Genomic DNA, 25,444 nt, shown 5'->3' with positions numbered 1-25,444 from the left:
CAAGACGATTTATCGATAGTTGTGCTCGACTTCCTCTTTGGCATACGCCGAGATGATCTTCTGGACTAGGCTGTGTCGGACGACATCGCCTTCTTGGAAATGGATGAAGGCAACATCAGAAATCCGGTTCAGGATTCGCTCTGCTTCCCGTAGACCTGATTTCTTTCCTTTTGGCAAGTCAACCTGCGTCACGTCACCCGTAATGACCATTTTCGATCCGAAGCCGAGACGAGTTAAAAACATTTTCATTTGCTCGGGAGTGGTGTTTTGCGCTTCATCCAAAATGACGAACGAGTCTTCTAGCGTACGGCCACGCATATACGCCAGCGGAGCCACTTCAATCAGCCCACGCTCCATCATTTTAGCTACCTGTTCGTTGCCTAGCATGTCATACAAGGCATCGTAGAGAGGGCGCAGGTACGGGTCTACCTTTTCCTGCAAATCCCCTGGCAAAAATCCAAGGCTTTCTCCTGCTTCCACAGCTGGTCTGGTCAAGACGATTCGTTTCACCCGTCCGTTCTTTAACGCGGTAACCGCCGTGACGACAGCCAGGTACGTCTTCCCTGTTCCAGCCGGTCCGATTCCAAATACGATGTCTTTCTTTTTGATCGCTGATAAATAGTGGCGCTGCCCTAATGTCTTGGCGCGAATCAGTTTCCCGCGTTGGGTACGGGCGACTTCCTCGTCGTACACATCCAGCAATTGGGCGGCTTCTCCCTGGTTGCACAACACCATCGCATACGAGATGTCGCGCTCAGAAAGAGTTATCCCTCTGCGGATCAGTTGCAGCAAGATACCGATCAGTTCAGCCAGCTTATCCACTTCTGGCTTGTCACCGCTAATCACGAGCTCGCCTTCTCGCGTCATGATTTTGGCAGAACTGTTTTCTTCGATCAATGTTAAGTACGCGTCGTGTGGTCCGAACAACAGCAAGGCCTCAGATGCGTCTGCAAATGGGATTCTTACCTCATCGTGTAGGTGCAACAGGCTTCCATCTCCTTGCAACGGTAATCAGCAATTCGTCATGGCTTGCTAGTCTCAGCCGGTGTCTGTGGTATTCCGACGATCGGTTGTTCAACTGCAATGTCTTCAATGACGGAAAAATGAATGCTCAAGTAAACTTTACCATTCTCTGTTGAGACGTGCAAAACTTTTTCATCTGAAATCTCCGCATCCTTGCCTGCCTTCCGCAAAATATCCTCTCGGGCAAACCGCTTAGCGATTTCCGTCGCTTCCTCGACGCTCATCTGGCGCTGGATTGGCTCAGTCTCTGTAGTGTGGACAGTCTTCCAGCCAATTGGTGAGGTATACCCAGCGTAGGAAGGCAGAAAGCGTGATTCTGAGCTCTCCGAATGCGTGTACGCTTGTTTGTTCAACGGCCATACCTGGACAGCGTAGGGACCGATCAGAAGGTACTGCTGCTCCTGATTTTCCCCGGTCAAGCGGTACATGGTTTGAGTAAGAGGTAGAGATGTCTCGCTGACGTACCAGACTTCGCCACGCACAGTCCCCCGTGCCGAAACGACCTGCTGTCGCGTTTCATTGCCAATGATTCCCGAAATCAGTACCTGTCCTTTTTCTACCAGTTGGTTGATCGTCACCTGACTCTTTCCCACTTCGGGCAACACTTTGGAAATGACGGCTCGCTTCTTTGCCACCAAATGACGCGGACTCGTGGGCAGTGGCTTTACCGGAGCATCCTTTTCCACAACCTGCAATTGTACTTTCGTCCCTTGAATATCTACACCGACCCATGTCACTTCCGGCAAGAGACTCATCAGCTCTTTTTGCAAAACCAGTGGTTCTTTTAGTTTGACCTTCCATACCCCTTCTTTAATCCCAATCTGTTCGGCTGCCTGGATCACTTTTTGTGGATCCATATGTCTCGTACCACTCACTTCGACCGTCCAGACAAACGAGGAGAGCATGTACAAACCGAGAAAAAAAAGAGAAGCCCCAATCGCCAGGCCTGCCCGTCTACGCAAACGGATGAGCCAAAAAGGCAATCCTCCTCTGCCTTCCACATGGCTGCGACAGCCTGTCTCCCTGAGCAGCGGACGTAAGCGAAAATAGTCCCGAATCAAGATGTCGCAGCGGGTCAAATCTTCACCCACACGGCGAATATTCCAAATTCGTATGCCATCTCGAATAGCCATATTCAATAAGCGTTCGAACCGCTTCCCCCGTACGGTGATGGTGACATGTCCGTCCACCCACTCTTTCAGTCCATTTCGCATCTGTCTCTCCGCCCTCCCAATTGTTACGAGCCCTGTGGCCCGGTTTCCAGAAACTTCACGCCGCCGATTCTGCCTTCCAGCAGAACCTCCTCAGGCAAGATCGCACGGATGACAAGCTGCTCTCCTGATACGATCATCTGTCCATTCGTCAACAGCAAGCGGAGCTCTTTTTCACTGAAGTGGAGAACTCCGCGGTGGTTTTCTATGTACATTTGCAAATGGCCGATCATCGTGATGCGCGGGACTTCCAGGACAACATCTTGCGGCAGCTCCAAAACCCCTCCCGCCAGTTGGCGCAGACGGCGGCTCCAACGCTTCATGGATTAGCCCCCCCTCGTACTAGCGCTACTGCGCCGAATATGCTTCCTCTGCTAAGGCAGATTTGGGTCTAATGGCCGTGCAAAACCGGTCTTACCTATGCGTATGCGATGGACATAAGCGGCATTCATGAAAAGAAAAAAGCCCATGCCGCTTCGTTTCCGATGAGCGACAAAGGCCTTGTTTGTTATTGTTCGTCTGTAGGCGGTAGGGTTAAAACTTCATTGCGTGATAGTGCTTTCCACTTTTTCATGACCTGCTTTACTTTTTCTGCTGTGCATCCGCAAGCGATGGCCGTTTCGTATATGGATTTGTTCTCCACATAGACAAGCCGAATCACTTTCTGACGGAAACGCCCCATTTTTTCATAAACTTGTTGATTCATTTGCTTGTCCACTACCCCTTATTAAACGATTGGAAAAAATTTCTATACAATCAGAATAGTCAACCGCGAGAAATGACACAAGATAAGATATTCGCGATCTTTCGACAAGGATGATCAGCAAACGGCACGATCTGCTTTGACAAATCTTCTTATCTCGATTCTTTCATACTTAGAAAAACGCGGGAATTTCGCCCGCATCCTTTGGTTTGGAGGTCAATCAAACTGTAGTGGAAGGGAGGAAAAAGGAGAAAACGCTCCAGCTTCTTGGGTCCCCTGCTGAGGGGTCATCCCTGTTCATCTCCATAGAAAAAGCGAAACCGCGTCCAAAGTAGCTGATTCACGGTGAATCTCAGAGGTGGACGCTTAAGACCGTGTTTCTCTTTTCCCATTCCGATTCGGCGGGTGACCCAAAAGATCTTCGCTTATTTCTCCTTTTTCCTCGGCCAGCCCTGACTCTTCCACTTGCCTTCTGTTGGGAGCTTTCTCCGGAATTTCTTTGAGAAAACCCTACATGGGACAATGCCTGCGAAGAACGAAAGCTTGTTTCACCATCGCCCTTCGAAGCGCAAGCAATTGGGAGAATAAGCTTTTTCCCCCATGAATTCCATAAAAACTAGGTGGCTAAAAACCACAATAGCTCACTGGAGAAGCAGGTTTCCAGGCGGAGCGACTTCGGAACCCAGCTAAGCGGAGCAACGAATTCACGGGATCAAGAAGCGGTACCTCTGTGTTCCCTACGAAGCGACTACTGCTTTACCGATTCCCCGTGAATCGTTGCGGAGCGGACAGTCTTACCTTCTTCGCAGGGTGTAGACCGGAGCGGAGATCGGAAACCTGCTTCTCCCCGCCTCAGCAATGTTTATATCCCCATCTTTTTTATATTCCTATTGATAAATAATGAGCTCGTAATCCCTCAAAATTTATACTTTCCGATATTAAAAAAAAGACAGGCGAACCCTCAGGTCCACCTGTCTTCCAAAGCATTACGCATTTCTTCTATGAGCACCAGGCGAGCCATGAGGTGCTTTGGCACGCGGTTCACCGAAGATAATCGCCCACTTCATTCCTTCGCGCGGGTCCAATTCAGTCACAGGCGTCTCAGCTTGTTCCTGTACAACAGTTTGAGGTTGCTTTTGCACGCTGGCTCGCAGCGAATGATCAGGCTCAGCAAATGCCCATTCCTGCTCGACACTGATGCCTTCCATGGATTCTAATTGAACCGGCTCGTACTTGGAAGAATCACGAACTTGCTTGCGCTCTACCTGTGGAGCCTGCTGGGGGTAGCCACCACTTTCAACTGGAGTCAGTGTGCGCCGCGGCTTACCTTGCGCCATTTTTTTGGCGCCTTTCCCAAAAAACTTGTACCCGATAAACGCCAGGATGAGAAACCAGAACTTACCCACGAGTGGAAGTACCCAGCCCAAGAGATCAAAGAGCAGATCAAAGAGATCTTCCATGGCGATCGCCCTTATTCCTGTCCGTTAGGCGGCGTGTTCTTTTGCTTGTCGCCCGGAGTACCGAATGATTGACGCATTTGCGTGTCAGCGGCAATGTTCTGCATGTTGTAGTAGTCCATGACTCCCATTTTTCCGCTGGTCAGCGCTTCGGCGAGTGCAAGCGGTACTTGTGCTTCCGCTTCCACTACTTTCGCCTTCATCTCTTGTACGCGGGCTTTCATTTCCTGCTCTTGGGCTACTGCCATTGCGCGACGTTCTTCCGCTTTCGCCTGGGCAATACGTTTATCCGCTTCCGCCTGGTCCGTTTGCAGCTGTGCCCCAATGTTTTTACCGACATCTACGTCCGCGATATCAATGGACAGAATTTCAAAGGCCGTCCCTGCATCCAATCCTTTGTTCAAGACTGTTTTGGAGATCAGATCTGGGTTTTCAAGCACATCTTTGTGGCTGTTAGACGAACCGATTGTCGAGACAATCCCTTCTCCGACGCGAGCAATAACAGTTTCTTCGCCCGCACCACCGACTAGGCGGTCAATATTCGCGCGTACTGTTACTTTCGCTTTTGTACGCAACTCAATCCCGTCTTTAGCCATCGCGGCTACGATTGGTGTTTCGATTACTTTTGGATTTACACTCATTTGCACCGCTTCCAGCACGTCACGACCAGCCAAATCGATGGCAGCCGCACGCTCAAAACCGAGCGGAATGTCAGCACGCTGAGCGGCAACCAGCGCATCTACTACACGGTCGACGTTACCACCGGCCAGGTAGTGACTTTCCAGTTGATTCGTATCCAACTCCAAACCTGCTTTACGCGCCTTGATCAATGGATTCACAATCCGCGATGGAATAACGCGGCGCAGTCTCATTGCTACCAATGTGATGATCCCGATGCGCACTCCTGACGCCAATGCGGAAATCCAGAGCATGACGGGAACAAACGAAAAGAATATGGAGAGGACGACAATGGCTACTGCCACCATAAAAATGAGTGGTATCAATCCGCTTTCTAACATGTAACGATCACTCCTTCTGTTCTTGTTCCTGCACGACGACGCGCGTGCCTTCTACCTGAATGACGACAATAGGCGTACCTGCAGCCACAAAGCCACCCATGCTCACGGCGTCTACTCTCTTGCCATCTACCTTAACCATACCGGCAGGACGTAATGGTGTAAGGGCAATCCCTTCTTTGTGCAAAAGATCTCGCTGGTCTTTTGGTGCTACGTAGCCTTCTTCGTTTCGTTGGGTGTCTCCAAGAATGAATTTATTGAACAACCCCTTCACCCCAAATCGTTTCACTAGCAGGACTGTGATGATCACCGTAATGACAACGGCAATTCCCAAAGATGCAAGTCCCTGCTGCGTATCGTAGGCCGCCATAACCAAACCCGTGACGATGCTGATGAAACCAATGGCCCCGACAATACCACCCGGCAAAAATATTTCCATGATCATCAAAAATATTCCTATGATGAACAGTGCGATGTGCAGCCAGTTGGCAAAACCCGCGACAAAGTGACCGAAGAAGTACAATCCAAATGATACCAGTGAAATCGTACCCGCAACTCCAAAACCGGGTGCGAATAGCTCAACTACAATCCCAACCAATCCAATCACTAACAGCAGACTCATGATAACCGGACTGGTAACCCATCTGGCGACGCGCTCACCTGCTGTCGGTTCAATCTTCTGCACCGCATCGGATTTTACTCCTAGCTTACTGAGCAATTCGTCTTTACCTGCAACCACCCGATCCGCGTATCCGACTTTTTCAGCTGTAAGCGCATCCAGTGAGAGCACAGTACCTTTGCCCTTTAACCCTGGAAAGTCAGTGTCAATCTCCACCATCGCACGAGCGACGTCCGGATTGCGATCGTTCAGCTTGGCAGCGCTTTGCATTTGCTTGGACCACGCAGAGATGACTTTTACATCTGCCGCATTCCCAGCCATATCAATCGGTGTCGCTGCTCCCATACTGCTACCTGGCGTCATCACAATTTCATTCGCATTCAACGCGATGTAAGTCCCGGCTGAAAATGCTTGATTGTCGATATAAGCGACCACATGCATCGGAGCTTGTCGGATGAGCTGTCCGATCTCTCCAGCCGCATTCACTTCTCCCCCTGGCGTGTTGATATCCAGGATGACAAGATCAGCTTGCTGCTGCTCCGCTTCTAAAAAAGCCCGCTTCAGAAAGCTCTCTAAGCCTCTCTCAATCGTATTATCCACGGGAATCCAAAACGCTTTTTGATAGGTCGCTGCGGATGCAGTCTGTCCCGAAACAAGCATCATGAGTCCCGTCAGCAAGCTTAGCAGCGATAGCATAACCCGCAACGGACGTATTGCTGGCCGTGCTGTATTCATCGCCTCTCCCTCCTCTCTACCTATCAGCTTCCACGAATGGCTTATAAGGTATACGAAACACAATGGGAATCGTTTCATTTTTTTAACAAACTAAGAAAAAACCCAACCGTCAACCGGCTGGGTTCTTCCTGTTCGTATCTATATGAGGTGTTACTCGTCTACGATGGTAGTTCCTCAGATACAATCTTTTGCACGAGGTTTCCGTCTGCTCTGCCTTTCACTTTCGGCATGATTGCACCCATTACTTTGCCCATCTCTTTTTTAGAGGAGGCATTCGTGGCTACAATAGCTTCCCGAACGATATCACGAACTTCTTGTTCGCTAAGCTGAGCGGGTAAGTAAGCGGCGAGCACGTCGATCTCTTCGCGCGCTTTCGAGGCGAGGTCCACGCGGCCTGCCTTTTCAAATTCGTGGAGGGATTCACGGCGTTGTTTTAACTCACGAGTCAAGATGGTCAGCACTTCGTCGTCAGACAGAAGTCTGCCTTTGTTAATCTCTTCGTTCTTTAACGCGGCTTTCACCATGCGAATAACAGAGAGTTTCAGAGCAGCTCTGTCCTTCATTGCTTGCTTCATATCTTGATCGAGTCGCTCCATTACACTCATGATGGGCCCTCCGTCAATTAAAACTTACGTTTGCGTGCTGCTTCGGATTTCTTCTTGCGTTTAATGCTTGGCTTCTCAAAGTGGCGACGTTTACGGAGTTCCGCCATCACCCCGGATTTTGCGCTCTCACGCTTGAAGCGGCGAAGTGCGCTATCCAAAGACTCGTTTTTCTTGACTCGAATTTCTGCCATTTGTCTTCCCTCCCTCCGCTAAAACCGTGGGACGCCTGAATCGAACGTACGAACAGACTGTCACACTTCATTATAGGATAGTTGACTAAAGAAGGTCAACCTTTAGTTCATTTTTCTTCCTGAAAGCCTGCAAGAAGATGATAATGAATGTGGAAAACTTCCTGTCCACCTTCTTTGCCGCAGTTGTTGATCAGGCGGAAACCTTTCAGTCCCAGCTGATTCGCTAGCTTTTGAGCAACCACATGAATATGGCCGATCAAGGGCAAATCCTCTGTCTGTACATCCATCAATGTCGCGATTGGTTTGCGCGGAATGATCAACAGATGTACGGGAGCTTTTGGAGCGATGTCGTGAATGACGATGACCTGCTCGTCTTCGTATTCTACACGTGCAGGGATCTCACCGTCCATTATTCTCGTGAAAATACTTTTTTCCATCTCAAATCACCCTTCATTTGCAATGATGCAGCATACTTTCGTCCAACTATGTATGAGAAGATAGTACTATGATAGCGGAGAGTCCAAACGAAAAGCAATCTTTCGACAGCAAATTACCCTTGCGGCGGTAAAGTGTGCGTGATAGCATGACTTCGAGGTTTGGACTCATTACAACATAAAGGAGCTCGTGGACATGAAACCAATCGCATTGGAACATGCGGCCATAAAAGCGGAAGGGCTGGTGCGAGCAGGTGATCCTGACTTGCAGTTGACTGCCGTTCACTTTGACACGCGCCAGTTAGCAGAAGGATCGCTGTTTGTTGCGTTGACCGGCGGAGCCCGTGACGGCCATGACTTTCTCCTCCAAGCGGCCGAGCAAGGCGCCGTCGCAGCGGTTATTTCAGATGAAAATAAAGTTCCGCAGGGCTTGCCACAGGGATTTGGACTGATTCTGGTCAATGACACCGAACGTGCTTTTCAAAAGCTGGCTGCCGGGTATCGGAGAGAGCTTTCGATTCCGCACATTGCCGTTACGGGAAGCATCGGAAAAACGACCGTGAAGGATATCATTGCACACGTACTTGAGAGCCATTTCCCCGTTTATAAAACGTACAAAAACTTGAATAATCATTTGGGCGTGCCCTATTCTCTCCTGCAAATCGAGGAGCATCACCAGGCAGCTGTATTGGAGATGGGGATGAATCACGCAGGGGAAATTGATCTGATTGCTTCCCTTGCTAAGCCCGAAATCAGCGTCATCACCTACATAGGGGATTCTCACATGGAGTTCTTTGGTTCAAGGGAGAAAATTGCCCTCGCCAAAGCAGAGCTCCTCCCTCACACTTCCCCAGACGGGCTCGTTCTCTTGAACGGCGACTCCGAATATTTGCGTATGATTGCCCATCTGTATCCGGGCGAGGTCGCCTATTATTCGGTGGAAGGTCCGGCTGATATCTGGGCAGAAGAGATCCGCTCTGACGAAGACGGCATGCATTTTACCGTGTGCTTTGCCTCAGGAGAGCGTTTTCCCGCCTTCCTGCCCTTGTTCGGAAAGCATAGCGTCCTAAATGCCCTGCCAGCTGTAGCAATCGCCAAACGGTTGGGAATGTCCGTGACACAAATCGCAGACGCACTCTCGACAGTAAAGCTCTCCGCCATGCGGTTTGAGCAGGTGAACTCCACTCATGGGGCCCTTTACATCAGTGACGCTTACAATGCCAGTCCGACCTCCATGGAAGCGGCGATCGGTACGTTTGCGGATCTGTTCCCTGAACGACAAAAGGTATTAGTTCTGGCCGACATGTATGAACTAGGCCCTGATAGTGACGACATGCATGCTCAAGTAGGAGCATTTGCAAACGCTCTGCGCAATCGTTTTTCCATGCTCCTGACGGTCGGGGAGCATTCCCGCCATATCAGCGATGCTTACGAAGGTAAGAAGCTCCACGTTGCCACTAAGGACGAGGCAGTAGCCGCTTTGCTCCCTTTACGCGACGAGAATCATGCATTTCTGTTTAAAGCTTCACGCGGTATGGAGCTGTGGACTGTCATCACTGATCTGGAACAACAACCGTAACCCGAGAAGCTAGTAAATGAATACGACGCCACTTCTGCGATTCTTGCAGAGAAGTGGCGTCTTTTTATTCCTCCCATCTATTGATTCACCCTTATTTCTCCATAACTTGTAGGTAGGGGTCGAGCTTTTCCGGAGAGAAATCCGAGCTGTAAATGGAAGCCCAGTCCGCAACGTAGAATGATTTTCCGTCTTTTGCCCAGCCGATCAGTCGGACGTTGGCTTTTTTGTTCAGATATGGACTGTAATCACTCAGTCCCACTCCCCCAAATGGAAGCAGGAAACCTGGAGCTTCTCGATAGTACCGAAGCATCATATAGGAATCTTGGCTATTGGAAGGCCGAAAAAATTGTTCTGCCGCAAACTGGTGACCAGCTGGCGACCAGGAGATGGTATCCAATTGCCCTTCCATGATCATCTGCGGCTCTTTTTGCAACATCACCTTTTTCCCTGATTGCAGATCCAATAGATATTCTTCGTTAGATGCGAGCACATACCGATACTTCATGTCCATCGAATACGAAGGAAATGCATACAGCTTGTGTACATACTTCAATCCAGTCGGAAGATCCAGCTCCTTGTACGCATCCTTGGTCCGATAGAACAGCTTTTTCGAGGTGGGAAGCCAGTAAAATTGCTCAATCCCTCTATATGCAGTCAGTTCCCATGCATAGCGGTCATTGATTTTCATTTTTCTCGTAGGCAAGTGCTGCAGGTAGAGATGCGTCGCTTGGCTAGCGTCCCCGCTTTTTTCATTTTTTCTGGAAAAGGCCATATACTGTTCGTCCGGCGACACAAGAAAATCGAGCACCGGATACTGTGGGACAGCTTGTACCAGCACAGTCTTCGTTCCATCTGCAGGATTGACTCGGATGATTCCCCCTCTTTCCTGAATATAAAGGGTGTCCTGTTTTGGAGACCATTTGGCAAAACCGCTCAGCTGTGTGAGCTTTTTGGTCTGAATGTTGTACAAATACGGCACCGTAGGGTCATCCTTCCCATAGCCGATGCGTTCGGTATAGACATAGCGTCCTGATGGCGATATAGCCCCTCTATGCATGTACGGCATTTGGGCCACGACTTTCTTTGACTTTCCATCCGCTGTGATCTGATAGATAACAGAAGGTTCGTGGGTCGGTTGTTCAGACTGTCCGTTCGCCTGCGTCCCCGATGGAAGTACCGAACCAAGCAAACCAAGGGTAAGTATAGATACAAGTAGTAATCGTTTCACGTAAGCACGCTCCTAATTTGTAAAAAATGGATCTCTTCTGAGACGGGGAAGAGCTTACTTTTGTTACGGTCAGTAGGGGCAGATATGCAAAAAAGGATGCCAGACATTGGCATCCTTTGAATTATCGTCATGTTAAGTCGCAGAGCACTGTTCCTATTCCAACTCTTCGGCATCCACGATATTACGCTGTTTGTCTGCGTGTCGCTCGATACCCAGTTGCACCAATCTATCGATCAGTTCGCTATAGCTGATACCCGCTGCCTGAAACAGCATGGGATACATACTGAACGGGGTAAAGCCAGGCATGGTGTTGACTTCATTGATGTACAGCTTGTCGTTTTTCTCATCCCAGAAAAAGTCAACGCGGGAGAGACCTGAGCCGTCCAACGCCTGAAATGCTTTCTTCGCGACATCAGCGATTTGTTCCGATACATGTTCCGGTACCATAGCTGGAATAGCCAGCTCTGTGCCAGCACCTTTGTACTTGGCTTCATAATCGTAGAATTCTTTGGCTGCGATGATTTCGCCGACTACCGATGTAATCATCTCTTCATTTCCGAGGACACCAATCTCCAGCTCGCGGGCGCTCACAAACTCTTCTACAATCAATCGACGGTCAAATTTTGCGGCAACATTGAGTGCCGTCGCCAATTCTTCCCGATTCTTCGCTTTATTGACTCCTACACTGGAACCCATATTAGCTGGCTTTACAAAGCAAGGGTAGCCGAGCTCATGCTCGATCCGGTCCATGGTACCTTCCCGATTATTCTCCCATTGCGAACGCAGCAGACCCACATACTTTACCTGAGGCAATCCTGTTTGGGCAAAGACCGTTTTCATCATCCATTTGTCCATACCGACTGCAGAAGCCATGACACCTGCTCCTACATACGGTAGATTTGCCAATTCCAGCATGCCTTGGATGGTGCCGTCTTCTCCGTTTGGTCCGTGAACAACCGGAAAGATCACATCTACCTGTTGACCGATTGAAAACAGGGAAGCTGGCTTGGAGGAAGGAATCATTTGCCGTCCTGTTGAGCTTATCTCTGTGTTTTCGTCTGGGCTTCCTGATGACAGCCGTAGCGCATCGATTCGTTCCGGCAATTGTCCGGCGATCGCATCCCCTTTCACCCATGAGCCATCGAGCTGGACGTAAATAGGAGTCACTTCGTATCTATTTGCGTCCACCGCCTTCATAATGGACAAGGCCGTACGCAATGAAACCTCATGCTCCGAGGATTTCCCACCGTAAATAATACCTAGACGAATCTTCTCGTTTCCCATTCTTCCTTACTCCTTTCCCCTCTGCTGTGGCAGAGAGCCTACCCAGTATCTTTCTCTCCTATGCTATGCAAAAGCCCATCATCTGCTCTTTACCGGGCCGAGCCCATCACCCAGCATACACAAACCATTTGCTAATTTCAAGGGATTCACCCATGGACTCTGTCCGTCATATCATAGCAAATAAACTTCCTGTCATGGAGCTATTTTTGTTGGAGGGATGTCCATGAGAGACTATCTCGTCTATTGTACGTACTGCTCTTCTTATACGTTGTTGCACAGTTTTGACAAAGACAGCGGGTCTTTTTTAGGGGAGTACTCCCTCTTGCACAATAATTACACCCGCAATGATGTCGTTCTGAACAAATTTCTGCTCTCCCACCTCGGTCATACCGTCCGTACGATTCCCTCCCAGACGGAAGACTATCGTAACATCATTTGCACCGCTTCACACTTTTTGGAAAACGACATCGACAAGTACGTAGAAGAAAGTCAGGAACGTCTGAAGTTCAGTGAGCGTGATCGAAAGAGCGAACGAGAAATTGGACAGGTACAGCTCTATTTGATCGAACATTTGCTCTCGCACGAGCTGCAAATGATGACCCAGGCGCGAGCTTCCACCCCAGCAGAAGGACAAGTTATGCTGGGCAAAGAGCTGGGGCTCAAACAGTCCCTCGAGATCATCCGTCGTATCAGGAGCGACAAACAGTTCGCTTGATCGTGCAAACACATAGAACCCCCGTTTGATGCGACGGGGGTTTTTCTCTATTTTCTTTTACAATCCAGGTTCTCTACTTCCGATCCCGCACCTCGAAGATCGCAAACTTCAAGTAATGAGCCTCATCTGCTCCAGTAATCTGCGGGTGGTCTTTTCCTGCTCCCCGCCATTCGATCAGGCGAAGAATCTTTTTCGCGTCTACCGCTGCCTCTTGAATCGTGTCGAGGAACAGCTCGGGAGACATGTGGTACGAGCACGAGGCTGTCACCAGGAAGCCTCCCGGACGAACTAGCTTCAATCCGTTCAGGTTGATATCTTTGTAACCTCGGATTGCGCCTTTTACTGCTCCACGCGATTTGGCAAAAGCAGGTGGGTCGAGGATGACGACATCCCAGTTGCGTCCTGCCTCTACATTTTCACGCAGGTAATCAAATGCATTGGCTACCACAAAGTCGACACGATGCAAAAAGCCATTCAACGTGATATTGCGCTTTGCTGTTTCGATGGCATGCTCGGATATATCGAGTGCAGTGACTTTTTTCGCCCCGTGCTTGCAGGCGTTGAGTGTGAACGAGCCTGTATGGGTAAAGCACTCCAATACCTCAGCGCCATCCCAGAACGGATTTTTGATCACTTTCCCTCTTTTGTCGACTGGCACCACCATTTGCTCTCCATCGACGTCGACGGGTTGCAACGAGATGCCATGCTTTTCTCCCCAGCCTTTCATCAACGGGGCGATAGAAGCGCGGTTTTCTCGCTGATCGTAGAAAAATCCGGTCTTTTGTCCTTCGACGATATCCACGTAGTACTTTAGTCCGTTTTCCTCGATCAAGACCTCACGAGGGCATTCTCCGTACAGGACGCCCTGACCTTGCTCCAGCCCTTCCAGCTTGCGCACAGGCACATCATTACGCAAATAAATGCCTTCTGGCGCAAATACTTCCACCAGCGCGTCGCGAATCCAGTCCAGGCGTTGCTCGATTCCGAGAGAGAGCACTTGCACGACCAGCACGCCATCATAACGGTCAACAATCAGACCGGGCAAAAAGTCCGCTTCTCCATAAATCACCCTGCACGCGCGTGGGTTGTCCACAAAGCGGTTACGGAATTCTGCTGCCTGCCGAATTTTACGAAGGAAAAAATCATAGTCGATCTCTTCATTCGGGTCAAAGCTCAAAATGCGGACGATCATTTGAGAGGCTGGATTGATGTAGCCCTTCGCGAGGAAATGTCCTTTGTGATTGGTAACTTCCACGATTTCTCCCGGTAATACGTCTCCCTGAATCTCCAGTACTTCTGACTGAAATATCCACGGATGACCGGATTCTAGTCGTTTTTTTCGATGTTGATTCAATAATACTCTCGCCACTGTTATAGGGCCTCCTTGTCATGCTCGTCTCGGTACAGGCATAGCGTATAAGTATCTTGCAGAATAGCATGTATGTCTAGGGAAGGAGGATTTTGCTTTGTGATCGTGTCCATCCTCGCCCCGTTCACTTTTGGGCTCAGTTTTTTTCTGTTCGGTATGTATGCCATGAGGACCGGCTTTCAAAATCTTGCCGGCAAAAAAATGGAACAGTGGATGGCACGCTTTACCCGAACGCCGATCCACAGCTTTTGGATGGGGCTGTTAGCCACCTTTGTCTTGCAAAGCTCCAGCGCCGTGACTGTACTCACTATCGGACTAACCAATGCAGGTATTATCCAGTTTTCGCAGACGGTCGGAATTATCCTCGGAACGAATCTGGGAACGACGGTCACGACGGAGCTGATCGCCCTCAAGCTGGAATCGTTCGCGATCCCTATGCTGCTCATTGGGGTAGCACTTTGGCTCATGCCCCGGCGCAATATTCGCTGCACCGGCCTCGTGGTCGCGGGATTTGGGCTGATTTTTCTCGGCATCGACACCTTGAAGCTGATGGCGGCACCATTGGAACAATCCGAAACCTTTCGATCCTTGTTTCTGGAGAGCAGCCATTCGATCGGAGTAGGACTGCTGACAGGGATCATTTTTACCGGATTGATTCATAGTGGATCAGCTACGACCGTCATTACGATGGGACTTCTCGCCCACAACGTCCTCTCTATGGAGACTGCATTGGCCATCGTGTTGGGAGCCAATATCGGCACTTGCTTCACAGCCGTCATCGCGAGTATCGGTACGAATACAGCCTCCAAGCAGGTCGCCTGGTGCCATACGTTGTTTAATGTTGCGGGAGCCCTTGCCTTTTTACCTTTTCTTCCACAGCTTGCCCAGGTCAGTGCCTTTTTAACGGCGAATCCTTCTATGCAAATCGCCCATTCCCAAACCATTTTCAATCTAGTTTGTTCGTTGGTCGCACTGCCGTTTACCAGCCAAATCGCCAGGTTCATTCAGTGGCTCATTCCGGACAAGCGAAACCCGTCCAAGCGTGTAAAAATTTAAAAAGAAAATGGAATCAGATAGATCGAGGTAATGACTCCTGCCACAATCATCGCAACACTGGAAGCAGCCGTCTGGACAGAGGAGATCCGATTCAGGCTAGCGGTACCGATGGCATGTGCACTTGTGCCTACTGCAATCCCAATCGCCCAGTCTTCTCGTATACCGCCCCATTTCAGGACAGGTCGTGCGATAAGGACGCCGATCATTCCTGTCAATGCCGTGAAAAAGGCAGTCAATGCAGGCACACCCCCCACAGAGCGAGAGAGCTCCAATGCGATGGGAGTGGTAACGGATTTACTCAGCATGCTTTTGACGAGTAGTTCATCAGAGTCCAGGCACCAGTGTATAACGTAAACAGTGAGGATCGCAACCGCACAACCAACGGCCACACCTAGCAGGACACCTTTCCAGATATGAGCAAACTCTCTGATTTGTTTTGCCAAAGGGACCGCGAGCGCAACGGTAGCTGGACCGAGCCAGAAAGAGATCCACTGACCTCCTGCGGAGAACGACTCCCAGTCGCCACTGAATAGCCACCACATCAGCCAAACGAGCAGGACAGCTACAATGAGTGGTTGTAAGCGAGGAAAGCGGGATGTAATCGATGTCGCGCCTTTGTACCCGGCGATCGTAACGATAATGGCGAACAGTTGACTAAGCATCGAGCGCCCTCCCTTCCTGTTTCACGGAAGGCTCTGCTTTATGCTTTTGGCGATGCAGATACCACTGAACGACTCTCCCGGTTACCAGCATGACAATCATCGGGCCAAGCACCATCGACAAGATGATCGACCACGGGTCTTTGGCAATCCAATTCATGTATGAAGCTACCCCCACAATGATGGGCACAAAAAACAGCATCATGTGTCGAACCAGAAAGGCACTCGCCTGTTCTACCCAATCCATACGTATCCAGCCCATGCACAAGCACAGTGTCAATAGAAGCATTCCCAGTAGATTGCCCGGCATGGGTATGTGCAGCCACTTGCTCGCCATAGTCCCTACACCGTAAAAGGCGAGCAAGATCAGAATTCCCTGGACGATCTTCATACCGCCACCCCCTCTCCCACTTTCACCCATTCTGCTTTTCTCTTTTTTGTATGGTAGTAGATATGTAGAAGAAAAGCCCGGCCTATCCTTGGCCAGGCTTTTCTGTGTTCCTAGTATCCGTTGCCTGTCGCTTTTGCTCCAGTCACAATCGATACGCCCGAGCTGGTGCCGATACGGCTCGCTCCAGCTGAGATCATCGCTTGAGCAGCTTCTCCGTCACGCACGCCACCCGAAGCTTTCACACCAATATCAGGTCCGACAGTCTTGCGCATCAAAGCGATGTCTTCTACGGTCGCTCCCCCTGGTCCAAATCCAGTGGAAGTCTTGACGTAGTCGGCACCAGCTTCTACGCAAAGCTTGCAAGCTGTCTCTTTTTCTTCATCCGTCAACAAGCCTGTCTCCAGGATGACCTTGAGCAGTACGGATCCAGCTGCTTGCTTTACAGTCGCTACATCCTGCTTGACTGTTTCCAGATCTCCCGATTTCAGTGCTCCCACGTTCAAGACCATATCTACTTCTGTAGCACCATTTGCGATCGCATCACGAGTTTCCGCTGCTTTTACCTCAGGCGTATTCGCTCCCAGAGGAAAGCCAATCACTGTGCAGACTTTCACGTCGGTACCTGCCAGCAAAGATGCAGAACGCTTTACCCAGTAAGGGTTGACGCAAACGGAAGCAAAATCGTGCTCCTTTGCTTCAGCACACAGCTTGTCAATCATCGCTGCGGTCGTTTCCGGTTTCAGTAAGGTATGGTCGATATATTTGTTGATATTCACGGGTTACACCTCTATCCCTAATTGTTGGAAAGCCAGGAGGAAAACCTTGTCATTATTTCGATATCCCCGCGCCTGTTGGAGTGCCCACGCTTCCGCTGCCGGATGCCAGTGAACGTCGTTGATTTCTTCCAATTGCACAGTGATCTCGGTATTATAAGCCTCCACCAGATAGTAATGGACTTCCTTATCCACTGCTTCTGACGTCACTGGATGGTGATAAACATACGTAATCATGTCCAGCTTGCCACCCAGGCGCCCAGCAACACCGGTCTCTTCCAGCACTTCACGCAGGGCTGTCTCTTCTATGGTCTCGCCTATTTCCTGCTTCCCTTTTGCTAACGTTACTTTGCCATAGCGGTCTTCGATCAAGAGAAGCATGTATTCTCCGTCTTGCTCGCGGTAAACAACGCCTCCTGCCGAAATTTCCTTCATATGGCTCGCTCCTTCAAAAGGGGCAGCTTCTCGTTTTCCATTACACGTACAAATGTCCCTTTGCAATATTCAGAGCCTGGTTCGTCCAGACGCACTTTGCAAATTTTCCCGATCATGCTCTCGTCGCCTTGGAAAACGACATTGAGGTAGTTGTCGGAGTAACCCATGAGGAGCCCACTGTCCGGAGCTTCCTTGTACGGGCGCTCAGGAATGACTTCCAGAACGTCACCAACGAACTGAGAAGAGTAGGAGAGCGTCAATTGCTGATTCAGTTCCAAAAGCTTGGTAACACGCTCATGCTTTTCCTCTTCCGGAATCTGGTCCGTCATGCGAGCAGCCGGGGTACCAGTACGCATCGAGTACGGGAACACATGCAGTTCTGCAAAACCGATTTTCTTGATGAACTCAAAGCCGTTCATGAACTGTTCTTCCGTCTCGCCTGGGAAACCGACAATCACGTCAGTCGTAATAGCTGCACCCGGAAGTGCTTCACGAACTTTGACCATTCTTTCGTAGAATTCTGCCGTTGTGTACTTGCGGCGCATTCGCTTCAGCACTTCATCATCACCTGCTTGAAGGGGCACGTGCAGATGGCGTACAACACGATCAGAATTGTTGATGACTTCGATCACTTCATCGGTAATCTGGCTCGCTTCGATCGAGCTGATGCGAATCCGTTTCAGCCCTTCGACTTGATGCAGGTCAACCAACAGCTTCGCGAGGTTGTAGTCTTCCAGATCCTCTCCGTAACCGCCCGTATGAATCCCGGTCAGAACGATTTCCAGATAGCCTGCTTCCACAAGCTTTTGTGCCTGTTCAACGACGCTCTCCGGTTTGCGGGAGCGCATCAGCCCACGCGCCCATGGAATAATGCAGAACGTACAGAAGTTATTGCAGCCTTCCTGGATTTTCAGGGAAGCGCGTGTGCGATCCGTAAAGTTAGGAACATCCAGCTCCTCAAACTCGCGAGCTTTCATGATGTTTCCAACGGCATTGATTGGTTGACGTTCAACCTGAATCTGATTCACGTACTCAATCAGCTTTTCACGTCCCTGTGTCCCTACGACAATGTCGACCCCAGGAATTTGCGCAATTTCACTCGGGGAGGTTTGCGCATAGCAACCTGTTACAGCGACGATCGCTTCAGGGTTGCGGCGAATCGCTCGGCGAATCACCTGGCGACTCTTTTTATCACCTGTATTGGTAACGGTGCAAGTATTGATCACATAGACGTCGGCCTCATCTTGTTCAAAATCGACGCGATCATAGCCCTCCGCCTTGAACAATTGCCAGATGGCCTCTGTTTCATAGCTGTTTACTTTGCAGCCTAATGTATGAAAAGCAACGGTAGACATTGCGATTCCTCCTTTCGTCCTTCTCAAACTTAGCGTGGTGATGGAGTCATCCGTTCAAACTGATAGGAAGCGCAGGCCAGAACAAATTGACTGGCCGTTTCCGTACGCAGGATTCGAGGTCCAAGCGATACGGAAAGGAATCCTTTTGCTTCGGCTTGTGCCACCTCATCCGGGGAAAAGCCCCCCTCAGGACCAATGAGAACGAGCAGGGAGTCATCCGCTGTCATTTCCGTCAGCACCTGATGCATAGTCGTGCCGCCTTCTTTTTCATAGGCAATCGCGCAACGGGTGTACTGCTTACCAGCTTCGAGTGCTTCACGGAACGAAACAGGAGACAGCAGCTGAGGAAGTACATCTCGATGGGACTGTTCCGCTGCTTCCTTGACAATCTTTCGCCAGCGCTCCAGTTTTTTTGCTTCTTTTTTGGCATCCAGCTTGACGATGGTGCGTTCTGATGAAAACGGGAAAAAGGAGTACGCCCCTAGTTCCGTCCCCTTTTGCAAGATCCACTCCATCTTCTCGCCTTTCGGGAGCCCTTGGCCAATCGTCACGCGAATCGGCAATTCCCGTTGCTCCGCCAATAATTCCAGTACGGTCGCTCTCACTTCTTTTGCAGACAGTGAGACAAGCTTGGCCACGGCAGACCTACCTGTTCCGTCAGAGACGAATATTTCTTCGCCTTCTCTTGCCCGCATCACGTTTACGATATGGTGGACGTCGTCTCCGACAATCGTTACCTCATGTTCAGTAAAGTGATCTGGCTCGACAAAATATCGTTGCATCTCGCCAACCTCACTATTCTATCTTTTTTTTGACACAATTGCTACCCAGTCGTCGATCATAATCGTTTCCACTACGACGAGGCCGGAATCTGTCAACGCCTTTTTCACGTCAGCCTCACGTGCCTGAATGATCCCTGATGCAATGAAGACACCTTCTGGTTTGAGCACACGGTAAACGTCGTCGGTAAAGCGCACGATTACCTCAGCCAAAATGTTCGCTACCACAATATCTACCGGTTCTTCTACGCCATCCAGCAAATTGTTTTGTCTCACTGTAATGCTCTCGTGAACGCCGTTTAGTTCGGTGTTGGCCTGAGCAGAACGAACAGCTACTTCGTCCAGGTCCATCGCCAGCACGTGCTCCGCACCGAGCTTGATTGCGGCAATACTCAAGATCGCTGTGCCTGTCCCAACGTCATACAAACGGTCCCCTTGATCCACGTACTTTTCCACTGCACGCAGACACAAAATCGTCGTCGGGTGCGTTCCTGTACCAAACGCCATTCCCGGGTCCATCTCGATGATGACTTCGTCAGCATGTCTAGGATCGTACTCTTCCCATACAGGCTTGATCGTCATCCGATCTGTTACATGCACAGGCTTGTAGTACTTTTTCCAGGCGTGGGCCCACTCGTCTTCGTGCACATCGTTTACGGCAATGTTCGCATTTCCGATGTCCAAACCGTACTCAGTCAACTGTGTCAGCTGTTCTTTCAATTCTTCTACCACATCAAACAACTCACTACTGTCAACCGGCAAGTATGCTTTGACGAATACGCCCTCGGCCGGAAAATCATCCGGAGAGAGCTGGTAGATTTCACCAAACGGTGTATCCCACTCGCGATATAGCACCTCTGGGTCCTCGATTACGACACCGTTTGCGCCCATTTCATACAGAATGCTGGAAACCGCCTCCGTAGCCTCCGCTGTTGTATGGATACTGATTTCTGACCATTTCATGAATCTACCACTCCCCACGTATGCTCCCTAGTAAACAAAGCTGTAAGAAAACCGGACAAAGCCGCGGAAGTTATTCGCCGCGGAATGCCCGTTTCATTTTTTCAAAAAAACCTTCGTCTTCGCCGCCGTGCTGCCCTGGCTTTTCACCCGACAATTCAGCCAGCTCTCGCAACAGCTCTCGTTGCTTGTCGCTCAGCTTGGTCGGGGTAATCACGCGCACTTTGACGTGCTGATCGCCGCGTCCATTTCCTCGCAGATGAGGGACACCTTTCCCCCGCAGACGGAAAAACGTTTCGGTCTGTGTCCCTGAAGGAATCTTCAGCTTTACACGACCGTCTACCGTTGGCACTTCGATCTCATCGCCCAGCGCAGCCTGAGCATACGTCAGCGGTACCTCACAGTAGATATCATTTCCTTCGCGCTCGAAAAACTCGTGGTTCTTCACACGCAATACAACGTACAGATCGCCAGGAGGGCCACCGTTTACACCTGGTTCGCCTTCACCCGTTACGCGAAGTTGTGCTCCGTCATCCACACCAGCAGGGATGTTGAGATGAATTTTACGGCGCACTTTGACACGTCCGCTGCCTTTGCAGGACACGCATTTTTCCTTGTAGACTTTCCCTTTTCCTTCACACGTCGTACAAACGCGTCGGTTCACAATCCGTCCAAATGGCGTATTCGCCGCCACTTCTTGTTGTCCGGTACCGCTACAAGTCCTACACGTTTCTACTCCTGTTCCAGGTTTTGCGCCTGAGCCATGGCATGTATCGCACTCTGCTTCCTTGGGAATTTCCACATCGGTTTCTTTCCCAAAGACAGCCTCTGTAAAATCAATGCTCAAGCCAAATTGCAGGTCGGAGCCTTTACGCGGCGCATTCGGATTCGCCCTTCTGCCACCACCGCCGAAAAACATATCAAAGATGTCACCGAATCCGCCCATTCCAGAACCATCAAAACCACCGCCACCAAATCCCTGGTTTGGATCTTGATGTCCGAAACGATCGTACTGTGCACGCTTTTGCGGCTCAGACAAAACATCGTACGCTTCTTTTACTTCCTTGAACTTCTCTTCCGCGTCAGCGGCTTTATTTACATCCGGATGGTACTGGCGCGCCAGCTTGCGGTATGCTTTCTTGATCTCATCCGCATCCGCTTCCTTGCCGACTCCCAATACCTCATAGAAATCGCGTTTCATCTCCTAAATCACTCCCATGACAGTCAACTGTTATCATAGCATGTGACAGACTTGAAAAAAAGTCAAAGTCAGCATTCCGTGACTTTGACTTTCTTGGGCCAACGTGATTACTTTTTATCGTCTACCACTTCATAGTCTGCATCTACCACATTGTCCTTCTTCGGTTCTTGACCGCCTTCTGCTCCGCCCTGTGCACCTTGCGCAGCTTGAGCCGCTTGCTCATACAGCTTCACAGAAATTTGTTGAACGATCTCGGACAGTTCGTCTTTTGCGGACTTGATCTCGTCGATGTTGCCACCTTCGAGTGCTTTTTTCACTTTATCTTTCGCAGCGTTCGCACGGTCGATCTCCGCTTGATCCACTTTGCCCTCTACTTCTTTCAACGTTTTCTCGGTTGTGAACACGAGCTGGTCAGCTTCGTTGCGGATTTCAACTTGCTCTTTGCGTTGCTTGTCAGCTTCTGCATTCAGCTCCGCTTCTTTTACCATGCGCTCGATATCATCATCGGAAAGACCGGAGTTCGATGTGATAGTGATGCGTTGCTCTTTACCAGTACCCAGATCTTTCGCACGCACGTTTACGATACCGTTCGCATCAATGTCGAAGGAAACTTCGATTTGTGGAACACCGCGTGGTGCTGGCGGGATATCGTTCAGGTTAAAGCGGCCCAGCGTTTTGTTGTCCGCAGCCATTTGACGCTCCCCTTGCAGTACGTGAATTTCCACGCCTGGTTGGTTGTCAGCAGCTGTCGAGAACACTTGGGATTTGCTTGTTGGGATCGTCGTATTGCGATCGATCAGCTTGGTGAATACGCCACCCAAGGTTTCGATACCCAGGGAGAGTGGCGTTACGTCGAGCAATACAACGTCTTTCACATCACCAGTGAGTACGCCCGCCTGTACAGCTGCACCCAATGCTACTACTTCGTCAGGGTTTACGCCTTTATGCGGTTCTTTGCCTGTGAACTTTTTGATCGCTTCTTGTACAGCCGGGATTCGAGTGGAACCACCGACGAGGATTACTTTATCGAGTTCGTTTGGAGTGAGTCCTGCATCATTGAGCGCTTGGCGAGTTGGGCCCATCGTGCGCTCTACGAGAGTGGCAGACAGCTCTTCGAATTTCGCACGAGTCATGTTCATCTCCAAGTGTTTTGGTCCAGTTGCATCTGCTGTGATAAATGGCAGCGAGATGGTGGTGGTCAGTACACCGGAAAGGTCTTTTTTCGCTTTTTCAGCCGCATCTTTCAAACGTTGTTGAGCCATGCGGTCTTTGGACAGGTCGATGCCGTGTTCTTTTTTGAACTCGCTCACCAGATAGTCCATCACTACTTGGTCGAAGTCGTCCCCACCCAGTTTGTTGTCACCGGAGGTCGCTTTTACTTCAAAGAAACCTTCAGACAGTTCCAGGATGGATACGTCAAAGGTACCGCCACCCAAGTCGAATACGAGAACGGTTTGATCTTCCGACTTTTCCATACCGTATGCGAGCGCTGCCGCAGTTGGTTCATTGACGATACGCAAAACTTCTAGACCTGCGATTTTACCAGCATCTTTGGTTGCTTGACGTTGGCTGTCGTTGAAGTATGCAGGAACCGTAATAACTGCCTGCGTCACAGCTTCACCCAGATAGGCTTCCGCGTCCGATTTCAGTTTTTGCAAGATCATCGCAGAAATCTGTTGAGGGGTATACTCATTGCCTTCGAGGGTTTCTTTATGAGCAGTACCCATGTGGCGCTTGATGGAAATTACGGTGTTATCCGGGTTGGTGATCGCTTGGCGTTTTGCTGCTTCCCCTACGATCTTTTCTCCATTTTTAAAAGCGACTACAGATGGAGTGGTGCGGTTTCCTTCTGGATTGGCGATAACGACTGGCTCTCCGCCTTCCATTACTGCCACACAAGAGTTGGTGGTTCCCAAGTCAATTCCGATTACGCGACTCATACAAAATGTCCTCCTAACACTTCACTGTCTATTTAATAGAATAATGGATCTTACTCGTTTACTTTGACCATCGCCGGACGAACGACGCGATCTTTAAACATGTAGCCTTTTTGCAGCTCTTCCACTACTACTCCGGAATCAAACTCCGGATCTTGTGTTTGCATCACTGCTTGGTGAACATGGGGATCAAAAGGTTGACCTTTTGCCTGGATCGCAGCCAAGCCTTCTTTATCAAAGACTTGCACCATTTGGCGATATACCATGTCTACACCGGTCAACAAGGATTCCAGCGTCATCGCTTCCTTGTCAGCCGCGAGTGCGCGCTCAAAGTTGTCCAGGATCGGCAGCAGCTCTTCCACTACTTTTTGGGAAGCGTATTTAGCCAAGTCTTCCTGTTCCTTGCGAACACGTCTTCTGAGGTTATCCATGTCTGCCATGGCACGAAGCATCTTGTTTTGATGGTCTTCTGCCTGGGCCTTCCAATGGCCAGCCTCCTGTTCCCAGTTCACATCTGCGGAGCTCTGCTGATCTGCTGCTTCTGTTTGCTCCTCTTCAGCATTCGGGTCTTGCGTCAATTTTTCTTCGCTCAACGTCGATACCTCCTGCGGCTCAGCTCCGGCTAGTAGTCCTGGAGCCTTTCCATCCATTTATTTCTCAAACTGCGAAGTCAGCATGCGCGATAAGCCTTCTGCCAAATAGTTAAGAACGGTAATGACTCTACCGTATTCCATTCGGGTCGGGCCAAGTATCCCTACCATCCCTACAGGCTTGCCTCCAAGAGAATAAGAGGTAGTAATGATACTGCATTGCTTAATCGCGTCTAGCTGGTTTTCCTGACCGATGCGCACCGTGAGTCCATCTGCTGGCATGCCAAATAGATGAAGAAGCTGATCATTGCGCTCCAAGAGCTCCAATATATCCTTTACCTTATCGACATCACGGAACTCCGGCTGATTCAGAATCTTGGTCGCACCGCGTAAATACACTCGATCCTCTTCTTGCTGGATCAGGGATTGATCGAGGAGGTTCAGCATTTCCTCATATTGCTCCGCATGACGGCGCATCTCTCCCGAAATCTCATGATACAAGCGCTGGCGTAATTGCCATAACGGCACGTCGGAAAGCTTGCTGTTGAGCAGGTTTACGAGACGCTCGATCTCTGTTGCTCCTATGCCATCTGGCAAAGCAATCATCTTGTTTTCCACGCGACCGGTATGGGTGACCACGATGGCCACTGCCTCCTTGTCGTTAAGAGGAACGATTTGTATATGTTTTAACCGATGCTCAAATATCTCTGGTCCCAAGACGACTGCTGTATAATTCGTCAACTGGGAGAGTATCTGAGCGGTGTACTCTACCACTTGTTCAGCTTGTAGAATACGCTCGGCAAACAACTGTTTCAGTTTACCCAATTCGCCTTCATCCAAAAGGTGTGGTTGAATCAGATTGTCGACGTAAAAACGATATCCTTTGGTAGAAGGAACGCGTCCCGCCGAAGTATGAGGCTGTTCGAGAAACCCCAACTCCTCCAAGTCGGACATCTCGTTGCGTATGGTCGCTGATGAAAAACCGATGTCTTCCCGTTTGGAAATGGTGCGGGAGCCAACAGGTTCGGCAGAATGAATGTAATTATCGACAATCGCATTCAAGATCAATTGTTGACGGTCAGATAACATAAATGTCGCTCGCCTCCCTGTTGTTAGCACTCATCTCGATCGAGTGCTAA

Annotated in this window: 27 protein-coding genes; 3 read left to right on the top strand and 24 right to left on the bottom strand. The window is 49.9% G+C overall.

Annotation, left to right across the window (positions count from 1 at the left end):
• Window positions 1-9 precede the first annotated feature (9 nt).
• The 10 genes from AN963_RS04055 to AN963_RS04010 form a co-directional block, all read right to left on the bottom strand.
• Window positions 10-984, bottom strand: a complete 975-nt coding sequence (locus AN963_RS04055; RefSeq protein WP_055743269.1) for a PhoH family protein — start codon at window positions 982-984, stop codon at window positions 10-12.
• A gap of 38 nt (window positions 985-1,022) precedes the next feature.
• The gene (gene yqfD, locus AN963_RS04050; RefSeq protein ID WP_055743268.1) at window positions 1,023-2,237 is read right to left on the bottom strand and encodes a sporulation protein YqfD; all 1,215 of its coding nucleotides are present in this window, start codon (window positions 2,235-2,237) and stop codon (window positions 1,023-1,025) included.
• A gap of 23 nt (window positions 2,238-2,260) precedes the next feature.
• Window positions 2,261-2,557 carry a sporulation protein YqfC gene (gene yqfC, locus AN963_RS04045; protein WP_055743267.1) on the bottom strand — a complete coding sequence of 99 codons (297 nt, stop codon included), beginning with the start codon at window positions 2,555-2,557 and terminating at the stop codon, window positions 2,261-2,263.
• Window positions 2,558-2,742: 185 nt separating this feature from the next.
• Window positions 2,743-2,940: an RNA polymerase sigma factor sigma-70 region 4 domain-containing protein gene (locus AN963_RS04040; protein WP_055743266.1), complete on the bottom strand. Its 198-nt coding sequence runs from the start codon at window positions 2,938-2,940 to the stop codon at window positions 2,743-2,745.
• Window positions 2,941-3,923: 983 nt separating this feature from the next.
• A complete protein-coding gene (locus AN963_RS04035) occupies window positions 3,924-4,397 on the bottom strand; it encodes a hypothetical protein (RefSeq protein ID WP_055743265.1) in 474 nt (157 codons plus the stop codon).
• Between the two features lie 11 nt (window positions 4,398-4,408).
• Entirely contained in the window at window positions 4,409-5,413 is a 1,005-nt protein-coding gene (gene floA, locus AN963_RS04030; RefSeq protein ID WP_055743264.1) for a flotillin-like protein FloA, read from the bottom strand.
• 7 nt (window positions 5,414-5,420) lie between these two features.
• Window positions 5,421-6,764, bottom strand: coding sequence for an NfeD family protein (locus AN963_RS04025; protein ID WP_055743263.1), 1,344 nt, complete (start codon window positions 6,762-6,764; stop codon window positions 5,421-5,423).
• Window positions 6,765-6,922: 158 nt separating this feature from the next.
• Window positions 6,923-7,369 carry a GatB/YqeY domain-containing protein gene (locus AN963_RS04020; RefSeq protein ID WP_055743262.1) on the bottom strand — a complete coding sequence of 149 codons (447 nt, stop codon included), beginning with the start codon at window positions 7,367-7,369 and terminating at the stop codon, window positions 6,923-6,925.
• Between the two features lie 17 nt (window positions 7,370-7,386).
• Complete coding sequence (gene rpsU, locus AN963_RS04015; protein WP_007727630.1) at window positions 7,387-7,560, bottom strand: 30S ribosomal protein S21; 174 nt, start codon at window positions 7,558-7,560, stop codon at window positions 7,387-7,389.
• A 107-nt stretch (window positions 7,561-7,667) separates the two neighbouring features.
• Entirely contained in the window at window positions 7,668-7,997 is a 330-nt protein-coding gene (locus AN963_RS04010) for a histidine triad nucleotide-binding protein (protein WP_055743261.1), read from the bottom strand.
• 193 nt (window positions 7,998-8,190) lie between these two features.
• Between AN963_RS04010 and AN963_RS04005 the strand changes: the two genes are divergently transcribed.
• Window positions 8,191-9,573: a UDP-N-acetylmuramoyl-tripeptide--D-alanyl-D-alanine ligase gene (locus AN963_RS04005; RefSeq protein WP_055743260.1), complete on the top strand. Its 1,383-nt coding sequence runs from the start codon at window positions 8,191-8,193 to the stop codon at window positions 9,571-9,573.
• Between the two features lie 91 nt (window positions 9,574-9,664).
• Here the strand turns inward: AN963_RS04005 and AN963_RS04000 are convergent, their stop codons facing one another.
• Together AN963_RS04000 and AN963_RS03995 are read right to left on the bottom strand one after the other, a co-directional pair.
• Window positions 9,665-10,801, bottom strand: a complete 1,137-nt coding sequence (locus AN963_RS04000; RefSeq protein ID WP_055743259.1) for a TolB-like translocation protein — start codon at window positions 10,799-10,801, stop codon at window positions 9,665-9,667.
• Window positions 10,802-10,954: 153 nt separating this feature from the next.
• Window positions 10,955-12,085: a D-alanine--D-alanine ligase gene (locus AN963_RS03995; protein WP_055743258.1), complete on the bottom strand. Its 1,131-nt coding sequence runs from the start codon at window positions 12,083-12,085 to the stop codon at window positions 10,955-10,957.
• Window positions 12,086-12,308: 223 nt separating this feature from the next.
• Here AN963_RS03995 and AN963_RS03990 point away from each other — a divergent pair, with 223 nt between their 5' ends.
• On the top strand, window positions 12,309-12,800 hold the full coding sequence (locus AN963_RS03990) for a hypothetical protein (RefSeq protein WP_055743257.1): 492 nt from the start codon (window positions 12,309-12,311) through the stop codon (window positions 12,798-12,800).
• Window positions 12,801-12,873: 73 nt separating this feature from the next.
• Here AN963_RS03990 and AN963_RS03985 read toward each other — a convergent pair whose 3' ends face one another.
• Entirely contained in the window at window positions 12,874-14,169 is a 1,296-nt protein-coding gene (locus tag AN963_RS03985) for a class I SAM-dependent rRNA methyltransferase (protein ID WP_055743256.1), read from the bottom strand.
• Window positions 14,170-14,268: 99 nt separating this feature from the next.
• Between AN963_RS03985 and AN963_RS03980 the strand changes: the two genes are divergently transcribed.
• Complete coding sequence (locus AN963_RS03980; RefSeq protein WP_055743255.1) at window positions 14,269-15,225, top strand: Na/Pi cotransporter family protein; 957 nt, start codon at window positions 14,269-14,271, stop codon at window positions 15,223-15,225.
• Here AN963_RS03980 and AN963_RS03975 read toward each other — a convergent pair.
• The 11 genes from AN963_RS03975 to hrcA all read right to left on the bottom strand — a co-directional run bounded on the left by AN963_RS03975 (window position 15,222) and on the right by hrcA (window position 25,394).
• Window positions 15,222-15,887, bottom strand: coding sequence for an LrgB family protein (locus AN963_RS03975; RefSeq protein ID WP_055743254.1), 666 nt, complete (start codon window positions 15,885-15,887; stop codon window positions 15,222-15,224). The two genes, AN963_RS03980 and AN963_RS03975, sit on opposite strands and share 4 nt — an antisense overlap.
• Window positions 15,880-16,275 carry a CidA/LrgA family protein gene (locus tag AN963_RS03970; protein ID WP_055743253.1) on the bottom strand — a complete coding sequence of 132 codons (396 nt, stop codon included), beginning with the start codon at window positions 16,273-16,275 and terminating at the stop codon, window positions 15,880-15,882. The genes AN963_RS03975 and AN963_RS03970 overlap by 8 nt, the downstream gene beginning before the upstream one ends.
• 110 nt (window positions 16,276-16,385) lie before the next feature.
• Window positions 16,386-17,051 (bottom strand): deoxyribose-phosphate aldolase, encoded by a 666-nt coding sequence (gene deoC, locus AN963_RS03965; protein WP_055743252.1) that lies wholly within the window; start codon window positions 17,049-17,051, stop codon window positions 16,386-16,388.
• 3 nt (window positions 17,052-17,054) lie between these two features.
• Entirely contained in the window at window positions 17,055-17,483 is a 429-nt protein-coding gene (locus AN963_RS03960) for an NUDIX hydrolase (RefSeq protein ID WP_055743251.1), read from the bottom strand.
• A complete protein-coding gene (mtaB, locus tag AN963_RS03955) occupies window positions 17,480-18,838 on the bottom strand; it encodes a tRNA (N(6)-L-threonylcarbamoyladenosine(37)-C(2))-methylthiotransferase MtaB (RefSeq protein WP_055743250.1) in 1,359 nt (452 codons plus the stop codon). The genes AN963_RS03960 and mtaB overlap by 4 nt, the downstream gene beginning before the upstream one ends.
• 29 nt (window positions 18,839-18,867) lie before the next feature.
• The gene (locus AN963_RS03950; protein WP_055743249.1) at window positions 18,868-19,620 is read right to left on the bottom strand and encodes a 16S rRNA (uracil(1498)-N(3))-methyltransferase; all 753 of its coding nucleotides are present in this window, start codon (window positions 19,618-19,620) and stop codon (window positions 18,868-18,870) included.
• Window positions 19,621-19,638: 18 nt separating this feature from the next.
• The gene (gene prmA, locus AN963_RS03945) at window positions 19,639-20,580 is read right to left on the bottom strand and encodes a 50S ribosomal protein L11 methyltransferase (protein ID WP_055743248.1); all 942 of its coding nucleotides are present in this window, start codon (window positions 20,578-20,580) and stop codon (window positions 19,639-19,641) included.
• Between the two features lie 70 nt (window positions 20,581-20,650).
• Window positions 20,651-21,778, bottom strand: a complete 1,128-nt coding sequence (gene dnaJ / locus AN963_RS03940; RefSeq protein ID WP_055743247.1) for a molecular chaperone DnaJ — start codon at window positions 21,776-21,778, stop codon at window positions 20,651-20,653.
• 107 nt (window positions 21,779-21,885) lie between these two features.
• Window positions 21,886-23,718, bottom strand: coding sequence for a molecular chaperone DnaK (dnaK, locus tag AN963_RS03935; RefSeq protein WP_055743246.1), 1,833 nt, complete (start codon window positions 23,716-23,718; stop codon window positions 21,886-21,888).
• Window positions 23,719-23,768: 50 nt separating this feature from the next.
• Window positions 23,769-24,308, bottom strand: coding sequence for a nucleotide exchange factor GrpE (grpE, locus tag AN963_RS03930; RefSeq protein WP_236707867.1), 540 nt, complete (start codon window positions 24,306-24,308; stop codon window positions 23,769-23,771).
• 57 nt (window positions 24,309-24,365) lie between these two features.
• Window positions 24,366-25,394 (bottom strand): heat-inducible transcriptional repressor HrcA, encoded by a 1,029-nt coding sequence (hrcA, locus tag AN963_RS03925; protein WP_055743244.1) that lies wholly within the window; start codon window positions 25,392-25,394, stop codon window positions 24,366-24,368.
• Between the last annotated feature and the right edge of the window lie 50 nt (window positions 25,395-25,444).

The organism is Brevibacillus choshinensis (assembly GCF_001420695.1).
Classification (GTDB): domain Bacteria; phylum Bacillota; class Bacilli; order Brevibacillales; family Brevibacillaceae; genus Brevibacillus; species Brevibacillus choshinensis.
This window is presented reverse-complemented; position numbering and strand designations above follow the sequence as displayed.

Coding starts and splice junctions, on each gene's coding strand:
- prmA (WP_055743248.1), bottom strand. CDS start 20,580: ATGAAATGGTCAGAAATCAGTATCCATACAACAGCGGAGGCTACGGAG.
- AN963_RS04035 (WP_055743265.1), bottom strand. CDS start 4,397: ATGGAAGATCTCTTTGATCTGCTCTTTGATCTCTTGGGCTGGGTACTT.
- AN963_RS04010 (WP_055743261.1), bottom strand. CDS start 7,997: ATGGAAAAAAGTATTTTCACGAGAATAATGGACGGTGAGATCCCTGCA.
- mtaB (WP_055743250.1), bottom strand. CDS start 18,838: ATGTCTACCGTTGCTTTTCATACATTAGGCTGCAAAGTAAACAGCTAT.
- AN963_RS04020 (WP_055743262.1), bottom strand. CDS start 7,369: ATGAGTGTAATGGAGCGACTCGATCAAGATATGAAGCAAGCAATGAAG.
- yqfC (WP_055743267.1), bottom strand. CDS start 2,557: ATGAAGCGTTGGAGCCGCCGTCTGCGCCAACTGGCGGGAGGGGTTTTG.
- AN963_RS03990 (WP_055743257.1), top strand. CDS start 12,309: ATGAGAGACTATCTCGTCTATTGTACGTACTGCTCTTCTTATACGTTG.
- AN963_RS03960 (WP_055743251.1), bottom strand. CDS start 17,483: ATGAAGGAAATTTCGGCAGGAGGCGTTGTTTACCGCGAGCAAGACGGA.
- AN963_RS03950 (WP_055743249.1), bottom strand. CDS start 19,620: ATGCAACGATATTTTGTCGAGCCAGATCACTTTACTGAACATGAGGTA.
- hrcA (WP_055743244.1), bottom strand. CDS start 25,394: ATGTTATCTGACCGTCAACAATTGATCTTGAATGCGATTGTCGATAAT.
- AN963_RS04040 (WP_055743266.1), bottom strand. CDS start 2,940: ATGAATCAACAAGTTTATGAAAAAATGGGGCGTTTCCGTCAGAAAGTG.
- rpsU (WP_007727630.1), bottom strand. CDS start 7,560: ATGGCAGAAATTCGAGTCAAGAAAAACGAGTCTTTGGATAGCGCACTT.
- AN963_RS03995 (WP_055743258.1), bottom strand. CDS start 12,085: ATGGGAAACGAGAAGATTCGTCTAGGTATTATTTACGGTGGGAAATCC.
- floA (WP_055743264.1), bottom strand. CDS start 5,413: ATGTTAGAAAGCGGATTGATACCACTCATTTTTATGGTGGCAGTAGCC.
- AN963_RS04005 (WP_055743260.1), top strand. CDS start 8,191: ATGAAACCAATCGCATTGGAACATGCGGCCATAAAAGCGGAAGGGCTG.
- yqfD (WP_055743268.1), bottom strand. CDS start 2,237: ATGCGAAATGGACTGAAAGAGTGGGTGGACGGACATGTCACCATCACC.
- AN963_RS04025 (WP_055743263.1), bottom strand. CDS start 6,764: ATGAATACAGCACGGCCAGCAATACGTCCGTTGCGGGTTATGCTATCG.
- AN963_RS03970 (WP_055743253.1), bottom strand. CDS start 16,275: ATGAAGATCGTCCAGGGAATTCTGATCTTGCTCGCCTTTTACGGTGTA.
- AN963_RS03975 (WP_055743254.1), bottom strand. CDS start 15,887: ATGCTTAGTCAACTGTTCGCCATTATCGTTACGATCGCCGGGTACAAA.
- dnaK (WP_055743246.1), bottom strand. CDS start 23,718: ATGAGTCGCGTAATCGGAATTGACTTGGGAACCACCAACTCTTGTGTG.
- dnaJ (WP_055743247.1), bottom strand. CDS start 21,778: ATGAAACGCGATTTCTATGAGGTATTGGGAGTCGGCAAGGAAGCGGAT.